Annotated in this window: 12 protein-coding genes; 6 read left to right on the forward strand and 6 right to left on the reverse strand. The window is 62.2% G+C overall.

Features of this window, described 5'->3' with window-relative positions; translation table 11 throughout:
* Positions 1 to 571: 571 nt before the first annotated feature.
* The 5 genes from AC1DSJ_RS28360 (at position 572) to AC1DSJ_RS28380 (ending at position 5,606) form a co-directional block, all read left to right on the forward strand.
* Entirely contained in the window at positions 572 to 1,390 is an 819-nt protein-coding gene (locus AC1DSJ_RS28360; protein ID WP_476760443.1) for a class I SAM-dependent methyltransferase, read from the forward strand.
* Between the two features lie 103 nt (positions 1,391 to 1,493).
* Positions 1,494 to 2,441: a sensor domain-containing diguanylate cyclase gene (locus AC1DSJ_RS28365; RefSeq protein ID WP_054426886.1), complete on the forward strand. Its 948-nt coding sequence runs from the start codon at positions 1,494 to 1,496 to the stop codon at positions 2,439 to 2,441.
* A gap of 25 nt (positions 2,442 to 2,466) precedes the next feature.
* Positions 2,467 to 3,075 carry a pentapeptide repeat-containing protein gene (locus AC1DSJ_RS28370; RefSeq protein ID WP_441372415.1) on the forward strand — a complete coding sequence of 203 codons (609 nt, stop codon included), beginning with the start codon at positions 2,467 to 2,469 and terminating at the stop codon, positions 3,073 to 3,075.
* A 116-nt stretch (positions 3,076 to 3,191) separates the two neighbouring features.
* Positions 3,192 to 4,130, forward strand: a complete 939-nt coding sequence (locus AC1DSJ_RS28375; protein WP_346551851.1) for an alpha/beta fold hydrolase — start codon at positions 3,192 to 3,194, stop codon at positions 4,128 to 4,130.
* A 318-nt stretch (positions 4,131 to 4,448) separates the two neighbouring features.
* Positions 4,449 to 5,606 carry a GGDEF domain-containing protein gene (locus AC1DSJ_RS28380; RefSeq protein WP_181953217.1) on the forward strand — a complete coding sequence of 386 codons (1,158 nt, stop codon included), beginning with the start codon at positions 4,449 to 4,451 and terminating at the stop codon, positions 5,604 to 5,606.
* A 178-nt stretch (positions 5,607 to 5,784) separates the two neighbouring features.
* Here the strand turns inward: AC1DSJ_RS28380 and AC1DSJ_RS28385 are convergent, their stop codons facing one another.
* From AC1DSJ_RS28385 to AC1DSJ_RS28405, 5 genes are all read right to left on the reverse strand, one after another.
* Positions 5,785 to 6,243, reverse strand: coding sequence for a carboxymuconolactone decarboxylase family protein (locus tag AC1DSJ_RS28385; RefSeq protein WP_054426883.1), 459 nt, complete (start codon positions 6,241 to 6,243; stop codon positions 5,785 to 5,787).
* A gap of 97 nt (positions 6,244 to 6,340) precedes the next feature.
* The gene (locus AC1DSJ_RS28390) at positions 6,341 to 7,315 is read right to left on the reverse strand and encodes a tripartite tricarboxylate transporter substrate binding protein (RefSeq protein ID WP_054426882.1); all 975 of its coding nucleotides are present in this window, start codon (positions 7,313 to 7,315) and stop codon (positions 6,341 to 6,343) included.
* Between the two features lie 95 nt (positions 7,316 to 7,410).
* Positions 7,411 to 8,412, reverse strand: a complete 1,002-nt coding sequence (locus tag AC1DSJ_RS28395) for a cyclase family protein (protein ID WP_342065589.1) — start codon at positions 8,410 to 8,412, stop codon at positions 7,411 to 7,413.
* Between the two features lie 95 nt (positions 8,413 to 8,507).
* Positions 8,508 to 9,716, reverse strand: a complete 1,209-nt coding sequence (locus AC1DSJ_RS28400) for a CaiB/BaiF CoA transferase family protein (RefSeq protein WP_441372416.1) — start codon at positions 9,714 to 9,716, stop codon at positions 8,508 to 8,510.
* 37 nt (positions 9,717 to 9,753) lie between these two features.
* Complete coding sequence (locus tag AC1DSJ_RS28405; RefSeq protein WP_441372417.1) at positions 9,754 to 10,584, reverse strand: HpcH/HpaI aldolase/citrate lyase family protein; 831 nt, start codon at positions 10,582 to 10,584, stop codon at positions 9,754 to 9,756.
* Between the two features lie 86 nt (positions 10,585 to 10,670).
* On the opposite strand from AC1DSJ_RS28405, the gene AC1DSJ_RS28410 reads away from it, so the two are divergent.
* Positions 10,671 to 11,555, forward strand: a complete 885-nt coding sequence (locus AC1DSJ_RS28410; RefSeq protein WP_054426878.1) for a LysR family transcriptional regulator — start codon at positions 10,671 to 10,673, stop codon at positions 11,553 to 11,555.
* 195 nt (positions 11,556 to 11,750) lie between these two features.
* On the opposite strand, the gene AC1DSJ_RS28415 is transcribed toward AC1DSJ_RS28410, so the two are convergent.
* Positions 11,751 to 12,695, reverse strand: a complete 945-nt coding sequence (locus tag AC1DSJ_RS28415; RefSeq protein WP_441372418.1) for a glycosyltransferase family 9 protein — start codon at positions 12,693 to 12,695, stop codon at positions 11,751 to 11,753.
* Between the last annotated feature and the right edge of the window lie 4 nt (positions 12,696 to 12,699).

Here is a 12,699-nt window from a genome sequence, read left to right on the forward strand (position 1 = left end):
GGGCAGTCCGCGCGCCAGTTCGCTGAGTGTCAACCGTCGCGTTGCCATCGCACTTCGCACCATGCACATCAAGGCCTTGAGTCGGCTCAAATGTAGGCCAGGGATCGAATCCTGGAGCAGTTTCTGCAATACTCCGACTGCGTGCATGGCCTGGTCTTCCTTCAAACGGTTTGGTCGCCTGATGAAGGGTATAAGACTGGCGCCATGCAAGCCCCAATCAACGTCAGCCGAACCGTTTGACCCTGCCTCGCCGCGCAGGCCGTTGATTCACAATGAATTTCGCTGGAAATTCGTGGGGAAACCTCAGAGTCTGACACCTGTCGCTCGTCGCTACATCTGTCGCTCAGCGCAGCGCGCATGAATCCGTCACCGCTCGGCGGGCCGACAAAAGTGGCTCGGCGTCGCAAGCATTCAGGCGTATTATTTTTGGCAGGCGTCTTTGCGCGTACTTGGCATGCTCTATTCAAAGGCATGCTTCGAGACCGGCCGCATGATCTCGCCACCCAGGCCGACAACCGGGCAAGCCGAGCCCCCGTTGGGCGGCCACATCGATGGTTTTTGGAGTGTCATCATGAACACCTCCAGTGGCGGCCGCGCCTTTGCCGGGCCCATTCCTCAGTTGTATGAGCAGTACCTGGTTCCCATGATCTTCGACCCGTACGCGAAAGATATGACCCGACGAGTCGCGTCTATTGCGCCGATGGCCGTCCTGGAGATCGCTGCGGGGACGGGCGCGGTCACGCGCCATCTGGCGACGCAGTTGCCCGCTGYCGTCTCCATCGTGTCGACCGACCTGAGTCAGGAAATGCTCGATCACGCCATCAGCCTTGGCACAAGCCGCGCCGTGACGTGGCGGCAGGCCGATGCAATGAACCTGCCGTTTCCCGATGGCGCCTTCGACGCGGTGGTGTGCCAGTTCGGCGCCATGTTCTTCCCGGACAAGGCGGCAGCCTTTGCCGAAGCGCACCGGGTGCTGCGGCCAGGCGGGACGTTCTTGTTCAACGTGTGGGATCGCATAGAGGAAAACGAATTCGCGGATTGCGTTACGCAGGCGATGGCGGGCTTGTTCCCGGATGACCCGCCTCGATTCATGGTGAGGCTGCCGCATGGCTACTACGACCAAGCGGTGATCGGCAACGCGCTGGCGCAAGGCGGGTTCGCGGGCGCCATCGCGTTTGACACCGTGGCGACACAAAGCCGCGGCGAGTCGCCACGAACGGTCGCCGTCGCCTATTGCCAAGGCACGCCGCTGCGCAACGAACTCGAAGCGCGCGACGCCTCAATTCTGGGCGAGGCAACGGACATCGCTACCGCCGCGATCCAAGAACGCTTTGGCGCGGGTCCCGTCACGGGCAAGATTCAGGCGCACATCATTTCGGCAAGAAAGTAGGGGAACGGCGCTTTGGCTGCCGGCCAAGCCCGCCCGGCAGCTTCCCATGGCAGACGGCTCAGGCTACAGTCGCTCGTTGACTTGGACCGAGAAGGGATGGGGTATGCGCGACGTAAGCCCGCTTTCAGATGACAACGCGGTGTACCGGACTTTGCTGGAATCGACCAAAGCGATTCCTTGGAAGATCGATTGGGCCACGATGAAATTCGCCTACATCGGCCCCCAGATCGAGGCGTTGCTGGGCTGGAGCGCCGACAGTTGGGTGAGCGTGGAAGACTGGGCCATGCGCATGCACCCGGAAGATCGCGAGTACGTGGTGAATTTCTGCGTCACGCAATCCCAGGCCGGCGTCGACCACGAGGCCGACTACCGGGCGCTTACCAAAGACAACGGCTATGTCTGGATTCGTGATGTGGTGCACGTGGTGCGCAATGACCAAGGCGAAGTCGATTCGCTGATCGGCTTCATGTTCGACATCACCGAACGCAAGAAGACCGAAGAAAAGTTGCTGAGCTTGCAGAAAGAACTGGAGGTGCTGTCATTCAAGGATGGCCTGACGAATATTGCCAACCGGCGTCGCTTTGACAGCAGTTTTGAATTGGAATGGGAACGTGCGCGCACCGAGCGCCAGCCCTTGTCCGTATTGCTGCTAGACGTCGATTTCTTCAAGCAATACAACGATTTGTATGGCCACACGCAGGGTGACAAATGCTTGGTGGAGATTGCGCAGACGCTCAGTTTGGCCTTGGATGGATCGCGTGATCTGGTGGCGCGCTACGGCGGCGAAGAGTTTGTGGTGCTGCTGCCCGGCGCCGATGCCGAGGTCGCCCGCAAAGTCGCGGAACGCTGCCAGCGCTTGCTCGAGAAGAAGTCCATTGTGCATGCGCTGTCGCCGCATGGCCGGCGCGTCACGGTCAGCATCGGAGCGGGTACGTGGGTGCCAGGCAAGCAGGCTGACCGCGCAAGTTTCATCAAAGCCGTCGATCAGCAGCTATATGCGGCCAAGAATAATGGGCGGGACCGCATTGAGCACGTGCAGTGGGAAGCCTGAGTCCCGATTGAAGAGGGTGAGTCTGATGGCTTCCAAGTTTTCTAAAAGATGGACGGCAGGTCAATTAGCGGCGCTAGAAAAAACCCTTGCCGATGCGGCTCGAAAAGCCAATCTCGGACCCATGCCTGAATCTGATTTTGGTTTGACCGACGACGGGAAGGTTGATTTCAGAGGGGCCGTTTTGCGTGAGGCGGTCAGATTTCTCCGTGTGTCCAACGTCGACTTCTCCGACCTGGTATTCCAGGAAGGAGCCAGCATCAATGAGTCTGAACTCACTGATTGCAGGCTGGATCGCATTGATATGCGGAATGTATTCGTAAGACGGCGCTTTGCGCGCTGTAGTTTTCTAGGCGCCAAGCTGGGCGGCGCGCGATTAGGCGGTGTATTCAGTGATTGCACGTTTGAAGGCGCCACGCTATCCAAGGCGTTCGCAACCGATGTCAGATTTGAACGGTGCATATTCACGGGGGCCACGCTGTCCGGCGTGCACTTCATCAGCTGCACCTTCGATCAGTGCGTGTTCGATGGCGTCAAGAAGCTAAGCGGCTCCGTTGCGGGCAGCCGTTTTATTGGTGAGAGTGTGGAAGCGCATCTATCGGACTGCATCGTCGATAACGTCCGCTTTGCAAGTTGATGTTGGTTGCCTGATACCAACGCGACATTCCCGTCGCCGCGGATCTACCCGCGCCCGCCGCAGCAAAGCCTCACAGAATCTCGGGCGTATCTGGTCCTATAAACAGGAGTTCCGAGATGAAAAGTCGCTTTGCGTTGGCGGTAGCGCTGTTGGCCGGTGTGCTGTGCGTCACCCATGCCGCGGCACAGCCGGCATTTCCAGGCAGCTTCAAGAGCCAGACCATCACCACGGCGGACGGCGCGAAGATTTTCGTCCGCTCCGGTGGCGCCGGCCCCGCCGTGGTGCTCATCCACGGGTTCGGCGACACGGGCGACATGTGGGCGCCCCTGGCGAAAGAGCTCGCGAAAACGCACTTGGTGATCGTGCCGGACTTGCGTGGCATGGGGAAATCGTCCAAGCCCGCCAGCGGCTACGACAAAAAATCGCAGGCTGTCGACATACGCACGGTGGTGACGGCGTTCAAGCAGGACAAGACCGCCGTTGTCGGCCATGACATTGGCACGATGGTTGCCTATGCGTATGCGGCCAGCTACCCCGATAAAGTCGACAAACTCGTCGTGATGGACGCACCCGTGCCGGGCATCCCGCCTTGGGACCAGATCATCCTGTGGCCCGCGCTTTGGCACTTCAACGCGGGCGGCCCAGACTTTGAGCGGCTGGTCGCCGGCCGCGAACGCATCTATCTGGACCGCTTCTGGAACGAGTTTGCGGGCACGCCTTCAAAGATCGATGAGGCCACGCGGCGCCACTACACCAAGCTTTATGCCCAGCCGGGCGCAATGCGCGCCGCCTTCGCGCAGTTCAATACCATCGCCAAGAACGACGTCGCCGACAACATCGCGTTTTCAAAAACCAAGCTCGCCATGCCCGTGCTCGCCATCGGCGGAGAGAAGTCCTTCGGCGACAACATGGCAATCGTCATGCGCAATGCCGCGACGAATGTGCGCGGAGAAGTGGTGCCAGGGGCAGGGCACTGGCTGATGGAAGAGAGCACCGGTGCGACGGTTGGGTTGATAGGCGGGTTTCTAGCCGTTGACGCCCAACCTGGCAAATAACGCTTCAACTGTCGCAACCATCAAGCAGGCCCGTCGCCTAACAGGTCGGCCTCAATAAAGCAGTCAGACTGCAATATCCAAGGCAGTCAGACTGCAATTTCCCTGACTGCAATTTCCGTTCAATAAGGCAGTCAGACTGCAATTTCCGCAATATCCAAGGCAGTCAGACTGCAATTTCCCAGTTTGAAATTTCTGTTCAATTGCAGTCTGACTCCTATTCTTCCCTTGACCTGGATCGACATTCCCCGGTTAATGTCGCTGCCCACGGCCGAGCAGTACGGGCGCAGAAATTTCTCTTCCCCTTTCCACGTCCCTCCTATGGTTGCAACCACTCTCGTCGCCATGCTGTGCGCACACCTCTTGTGCTTTTCAGGCATGTTCTTGCTTATCAGTCGCCGCTTGCCCGGCAACAGGATGGGGATGGATTTTTTCGCGGTGGGCAATCTACTGCTGGCCTTGGCCTATATCCTGCAACTGGTTGAAGGGCGGCCCGCATGGAGCGTGATGAGCGTCGTCAACCATACCCTCACGCTGGCCGCCCCGATCGCCTACTGGCTTGGCGCCATGCGTTTTTTTGGGCGCCAAGTTCGATTGTGGCGTTCACTGATTCTCTTTTCCGTGGGTTATGCGATTGCGCAATGGCTGGTGCAATGGAACGCTGGACCCACCGCGCGTTACGCAATGCTTGCGGCGACGGCGACGGTGGTTTTCTTTGCAATGACCATCACCGTGATCTACGGCGTGCGTACTTTTGCAAAAGACTTGTACGGAGAGATGATTTTCTTTGCGCTTCTGATTAGCGGAATCTGTGTTCTCAACGCGTTGAAATTCTTGAAAATTGTAGATGACGGCTTGGATGCGCTGCACATGGACAGCCGCTTTCAAATGATCTTCTACATCTACATGTCAACCCTGGCGACCATCGTGCCGCCTTCCATAGTCTGGCTCGTCCTGCGACGGCTGACGGATAGTCTGCGCAACATGGCGGCGCGTGATCCCATGACAGACCTGCTTAATCGCAGAGGCCTTCTGGATGCGCTCACCCAGTATTTCAATTCCAGAAATGCCGAGCCAGCGCGCCTGCTGCTGTTGGATGTCGACCATTTCAAGCGCATCAATGACACCTATGGCCATCAAGCCGGGGATGAGGTCATATGCCAAGTTGCGGATTTACTTCGCTCGGCAGTTCGTCGTGGCGATTTGACGGGCCGTATCGGCGGAGAAGAGTTTGTGGCGATCTTCTTGGAAACGGACGACGATCGTGTGAGCTACCTGGCGGAGCGCCTGCGCGCCAGCGTGGAAAGCCAGGCAATCAAAGTGGCCGGTTCGGATAAGGGTCTGCGTTGCACGGTCACCATTGGAATTTCACCGCCATTTCAGGGCGCGCATGGCCTTGAAGATGCGCTTCGGCAGGCCGACTCCGCCCTCTACAGAGGCAAGGCGGCGGGGCGCAATCGGATCGAATTGGCCGCCTGATAAGGCATTGCCCGCGACACTGATGGCGTCCGCCGCATAGCCCAGATCGAGCATGATCTTGATCAAGCGTTCCGGGATAGCGATTTCATCCTCGACCATCAGCGCGGGGCTGGGAAGGTTCGGCGTGGCGGGCAGCGCGTTGTTGGGCTTGGTTTTGCGCAGGGCGCTGCGCCGGCGTTCAAGCAGGCTCGTCACCGAACAGGTCGGCCTGGCGCGGGTCTGCCGAAGTCAGGTCGTAACCGATCTCTGGAGCCACTTCCCGCAAAATCGCCTGCGCCAGGTTGAACGCGGTATTCGCCGCAGGCACGCCGGCGTAGATTGCGTTCTGCAGCAGTACCTCTTTCAGCTCGTCGGGCGTCAGGCGCGAGTCGTCGGGGGCTGTGAGGGCGGCGCGTACGTGCAGCTCGAATTCCTCCCAGCGTGCCAGCGACAACGTGACGGCCAGCACCATCATGCGGCGCGACTTGCGCGCCAGGCCGTCGCGGCTCCAGATGTCGTGCCAGGCGTAGCGCGTGATCATGTTCTGGTATTCGGCGGTAAAGCTGGTGGCGCGCGACAGCGAGCGTTCCACCCAGGCGTCGCCCAACACGGCGCGGCGGTTGGCCAGGCCCTTTTCGAAATCGTCTTTACGGCTCATGGTGTCTCCTGCTGTAGTGATTCGGGGGGAGCTTAAACGAGAAACGCCGGCGCGCATGTTTTGCGCGCCGGCGTTGCGGGCATCCGTTGCGCCGCGATCAGTTCACGTTGATGTTGTTGGCCTTGACCAGCGCATCCCAACGCGTTTGCTCATCGCCGACAAACTTGGTGAAGTCAGCCGAGCTGCTGCCCACGGGCGTGAGGCCGAGCTTGCCCAGCTTCTCGCGCGTTTCCGGACGCTGCAGCGTCTTCTGAATCACGTCTTGCAGCTTGGCAACGACGTCGGGCGGGGTGCCGGCCGGCAGGAAAAAGCCGTTCCATTCGACCACATCGAAGTCCTTGAAGCCGGCTTCGGCCACGGTAGGCACGTTGGGCAGTTCGGGCATGCGCTTGGCCGACGACACGGCCAGCGCCTTGAGCTTGCCGGTGGTGACGTAGTTCAGGCTGGACGCCGCGTTGGCGAAGTAGACGTCGACCTGACCGCCCATCACGTCCACGATGGCCGGGGCGCCGCCCTTGTAAGGCACGTGCACCGCTTCGATCTTCGCGTCTTTCTTCAGCAGTTCACCCGCCATCTGCGCCAGGCTGCCCGGACCGTAGGACGCGTACGTGTAGCGGTTGGGGCTGCCCTGCGCGGCCTTGATGAAGTCGGGCAGCGTGTTGAAGGCCGAGGCGGGCGCGGCCACCAGGATGTTGGGCACGCTCACGGCCTGAGACACGGGGATGAAATCCTTCTTCGCGTCATAGGGCAGCTTGCGCAGCACCGGGTTGATCGAGAACGCCGAGGCGTCGTAGAGCACCGTGTAGCCGTCGGCCTTGGCACGGGCCACGAAGGCGGCGCCGATCGAGCCGCTTGCGCCACCCTTGTTTTCGATGACCACGCTTTGGCCCAGCACTTCACCCATGCCTTGCGCGATGATGCGCGCGGCGTTGTCCGCGCCGCCGCCGGCCGAGTAGGGCACGACCACGGTGATGGGTTGCGACGGATAGTCGGCCGCGATGGCGGCGCCTGCGAAGCTCAGGCCAAAGCCGGCGACGAGCGCGGCCCGGATCAGGGTTGTTTTGTTTTTCATGTCTTCTCACTTCTCCCGTGCAGGGGGTACAAACGGATTGGAATAATGGTGCATGGCGCGACCGCTGCGTGTCCGGCCCGATAGGCCGGCAGCAATCAGACGGTCGCGATGGGGTTGACCGGCGCGCCGACCAGACCAGGCACATACATCGGTGCCGCGGTCAGGAAGAAGGCGTGCCGGCTCCGCTGTCGCAGCCAATGCGCCAGCGGGGTCAGGTGCCAGAGCTCGCCCAGCGGCAAGCCCAGCTTGAATAGGCACTGTTCGTGCAGAGGAAGCAACGGGCCGCGTTCGGCGGTCAGGCTGTGGTTGCGCAATTCGACCGCGTGATTGTCGGCCGCGATGGCGGCGATGCGGCTGTTCTTGATCCAGGCCAGCAGCTCGGCGTCATCGCCATCCAGCACGCAGCAACTGGTCTTGAGCCGATGCTGTTCGTCGTCGGACAGGGTCAGGGCAAGGTCGGCCAGACCGGTGTGCAGGCACAGCACGTCGCCGGGCCGCACGGTTACGCCGTCGGCCTGCATCACGCGTTGCAGATCGGCCAGGCCGATCTTGCGCTGTTCGTCTCCATAGTGCGCGCGCAGGTCCACCATGACGCCGCGGCCCTGGATGCCGTGACGCGCCATCGGCGCGATCGACAGGTCGCGAGTGCCGGTGAAGCCTTCGGTGGCAGGTTCGCTCACGGTGAAGCCGTTGTAGCCGGTGGGCTGCGCATCGCCGTTGCCCTGGGCATCGTAGAGGGAACCCACGTGGCCAAGCGCATCCCACTGCGTCGAGTATTGCGGCGAGATCGTGACGCTGTCGTCGCTGATGACGTCAGTCGCGCCAGGCACGTCGGTGGCCAGCGGATAACGGTAGACGGGCACGCCGTTCTTGTCGGCAGGGCGAATCACCGGGCCTTTGCGGCGCGGGTTGAGCACGGGCGCGCGCGGCACCGTCAGCGGCAGGCTGAGCGAAAACGAAATGCCTTCACGCACCTCGGCAATTGCGGCAAGACGCGTCTGCGCATCCAGATAGTTGAGCGTGCCGAGCTGGTCGTCGTCGCCAAAATCACCCCAGTTCGACCCGGCGGGCCGCTGGTGGTATCGCTGTTGGCTCATCGCCCTGTCTCCTCGCGCCGCGTTTTACATGGCGCGCTTTGTTCTTCAGGCCGGCGGCTGGGCCGCTGGCGTTTTTTCTTATCGCCACGGTGCGTTCAGCGCACCGCCTCTCGGCCCATCAAGGCGTCGATGTCATGCTCCCCGTAGCCCAGGCCGGCCAGGATCTCCCGGCTGTGTTCGCCTAGCGTCGGTGCGCCGATGCGGGCGGGAGCAGCGGTATCGTGCACCGTGCCGTCAGGCGCGAAGTGCGCCCACTGGGCCAGCCCGACATAGTTGCCGGCCGCGGGGTTGGACAGGGACTGCATGAACCCCATGGCCTGCACCTGCGGATGGTCGAACATGTCTTCGACGCGGTTGACCACGGCGCAGGGCACGCTTTGACCGAACAGTTCGGCCCACTCGGCAGCGCTGCGCCGCGCCAGCGCTTCGCGCACTTGCGGGATCAGCACCGCAGCGTGGGCCGCGCGTTTCTTAACGGTATCGTAGTCAGGGTGCTCCGCCAATTCGGCCAGCCCCAAATGACCGCACAGCGAACGCCAGAAGTGCGGTGTGTTCGCCGAGATGTACAGATGGCCTTCACGCGTGGGGTGAATGCCGGTGATGCCGCCCGAACGCATGTCGCGTTCGATGCGGCGCGGTTCGTTCTCGGCCCACACCAGACGCGCCGATTGCATCGCCAGCGCGCTGCCCAGCAGCGACACCTCAATGGCCTGGCCGCGGCCGGTCTTCTCGCGTTGATACAGCGCGGCAGCCACGCTGTTGGAAATCAGGGCGGCGCCGTAGTAGTCGACCACCGAACCGTAAAGGATCTCGGGCGGGCCATCGGCCTTGCCTTGTGAGGCGCACATGCCCGTCATGGATTGCAGCACCTGGTCGTAGCCGGCGTGGCCCGCCATCGGGCCAGCCGCGCCGTAGCCCGTCATGGCGCAATACACCAGGCGCGGATTGATCGCCGCCAGCGTGGCGAAGTCGATACGCAGGCGCTCGGGCACGCCCGGACGGAAGTTGTGGACCAGCACGTCGGCCTCGCGCACCAGGCGCGTGAGCACTTCGTAGCCGGCCTCGTCCTTCAGATTCAGGCACAGCCCGCGCTTGTTCCGGTTGATGCCAAGGAAGGCGCGGCTTTCGCTGGCCAGCGTCGACGGATACTTGCGCAGGTTGTCGCCTTCGGGCGGTTCGATCTTGATCACTTCGGCGCCCATGTCGCCCAGCAGCGCGCAGCCATAGGGGCCGGCGATGTAGGCGCTTAGGTCCAGCACTTTGACGCCGGAAAGGGGCAGGGCAGATACGGGTGGGTGTTGCATCGTGCGAGTCACTCTGTCTTGCGGATTAGGAAGGGCCTTAAGCGTGGCCGGCGGCCAGCAGCACGTCTTCGGCGCGGCGCACGAAAGGCGCGTCGATCATGCGGCCATCGAGCAGGAACGCGCCCATGCCCGCGTGGGCGCGGCTGGCTTCAACCACGCGGCGAGCCTGTTCAATCTCGTCAGGCGAGAAACCGAATTCCTCGTTGGCGACGGCGATCTGGCTCGGGTGGATGCACGACTTGCCCAGAAAGCCCAGCGAACGCGCCAGGCGCGCCTCGGCGCGAAAGCCCTCGATGTCTTTCACGCGGGCATAGGCGGCGTCCAACGCAAACTTGCCAGACGCGCCGGCCGCCAGGCGCACCGCCAGCAAGATCGGGCGCAGCGTTTCGGGCGCATACCGCGCAATGCCAAGCGGCTCGAACAGGTCGGCCAGGCCCAGTTGCAGGCCGCAAACGCGCTCGTGCGCAGCCGCCAACTCGGCCGCTCGGGCCAGCGCCTGCGGCGTTTCGATATTGACAAGGAAGCTGCCCTTGAACCCGGCGGCACAGGCGCGCGATACCGCGTCCAGCACCGAGGCGGCGTCCTGGGTCTTCGGCACATTCAGGATGTCGAACGGCACGCGGCCCAGCACGGCCAGGTCGTCGGCGTAATAGGGGGTGTCGGAGGCATTGATGCGGACGATAATTTTCTTGGCATGCGCGGCGCCTGCCTGCTTGCCGAGCCAGTCGGCGAGTATGGTGCGTGCTTCAGCCTTGCGTTCCGGCGCGACGGCGTCTTCCAGGTCGAAGGAAATCGCGTCGGCGGCGCTGGCCATGGCCTTATCGAACAGTTCCGGACGTGATGCCGGAACGAACAGCTTGCTTTTCATGGTTGTCTCCTGGGCCGCATTGTGGCCCGGGTACAAGCACGGTGGGGCGAGCTTGGTTACGATCAAACGATAGAATATCTATCACTATGAACACCGACTTTCTCCAAACGCTGGTCGCTGTGGCGCGCCACGGCTCCATGGCCGAGGCCGCGCGCCGGCTAGGTCTTACGCATGGCGCGGTCGCGCAGCAGATACGCGCGCTAGAGCAGGAGCTGGGCGCGCCGCTGGTGGCGCGCGCCGGCCGCACCGTGCACCTCACCGCCAAAGCGGCCGAATTGCTGGCGCCGGTGCAAGAGGTTTTGGCGAGCCTGGAACAGATCCGCTACCTGGCGCGTTCCGGTGAAGTGATGGGCGAGCTGCGGCTGGGCGCGGGCAACACCGCGCTCAACTCCATGGTGCCGGCCATCCTGGAATGCCTGGTGGCGCGACATCCGCTGGTGAACGTGGCGCTTACGCCGGGCCATTCGGCGCGTTTCTACCCCGCGGTTGAGGCGGGCGAACTGGACGCGGCCATCGCGCTGGAAGCCCCGTATCCGCTGGCCAAGAGCCTGGGCTGGCAACTGCTGCGCGAAGAGCCCTACGTGCTGGCGACGTCGCCGCGGCTGGCCGGGCGCGATCCGCATTCCCTGCTGGCCAGCGAGCCCTTCATTCGTTATCAGCGCAACGATTGGGGCGGCCGCCACGTCGACGACTACTTGAAGCGAGTGGGCATCACGCCGCGCGACCGCTTCGAGCTCAACGCCATCGAAGCCATTGCGGTGATGGTCAGCCGCGACCTTGGCGTGGCAATCCTGCCGCTGGCGACCAACGGCGCAATCGAGCGGCTGGGTCTTGCAGTGTCGCCGCTGCCAGCGCCCTGCGAGCCGCGCCGCTTCGGACTGATCTGGCCGCGCGGGTCATCGCGGCTGGCGCTGATCAAGGCCTTTCGCGACATCGCGATTGTGGAGTACGGCAGGGCGGGTGGAGGCTAGGGCGCGTTGGGCTCCTCAATCGCAACCGCACCGGAAGGCGACGAGAGCAACTGGATTCCCAGCGCAGGTAAACGTCCGCTGTCCGCTATAGGCCAAGAACCGCGCCTGTCATCCGCTATCGGCCGCGCATTCAAGCGGTCACTGCTCGCCTTCGCGAAAAGCTGCGCTGCCAACCCCGCAACGGGTGAGTTTTCTTCACGAGAATCTGGGCTCGGCGAGGACGTCCAGGCACGCATGGAAGACACGCGCTGGCTCGATGGAGTTGATGTCTGCCGTTCCGTTGTCCGGGACGACATCACGCGTGTACCTTCGCGCCCAGTACCACTCTGGATTTGGTTCATTGAAGACGCCCACATAGGGAACGCATAAGCCCTGAGCGATGTGCGATGGGCCGCAATCGTTCGATACGACCAAGCGGGCGTTGTGCATCAGCGCGGCGAGCTCGGCCGCTGGCCGACAAAACTCGACATTGAAGTCGTTTCGACCCAGGCGGTCTAAACGCTGGCGCATCGCTCCTTCGTCAGGCCCAAGGACAAAGGTAAAGCTGGCGGACCCGCCGAACTGCTTTTTAAGAAGATCCGCGAGCACAAGATAGCGCTCCAGGCTCCACCGCTTGAAAGCCCCAGATCCGCCTCCCGGCATCAGGATTACGTCCGCCGGCTTCACCCTCGCTACATGCGGGCTGGCGATCTCCAGAAAGGCGTTACGCGCCGTTCGTTCAGGTTCATGATCCTGATATGTTGCGAGTAAACGAAGGTTTGCAAGGCCGATGTACTCGTTGATGTCTTTGCGATGAGAATGGGTCCACACTCGATCGCACAAACGGTCATTATCGAACCCGATGCGCAGCGCGGGCCTCCGAATCAAGCTGATCAGCGAATAGCGCTCGCTAGAATGGTGCAGGCTCAACGACGCGTGGGCGCCGGGAGGTAACGCGCGTACCTGCGCCGGGAACGTGTCAGCCTGTACGAACTCGTCGACCCATGGAAGGTGATTGTAGAAATGCCCTACGGCGTAACGAGACACCACGCGAACCCGCTTATCGCCCCAAAACTGCTTCAGCAGGCTAAGCGCTGGATACGCTACGATCTGGTCGCCGAACTTCCGGCGGCTCCTGAGGAAGACCACAATGTCGGACATGACC

Source organism: Achromobacter sp. 01N37 (genome assembly GCF_056399725.1).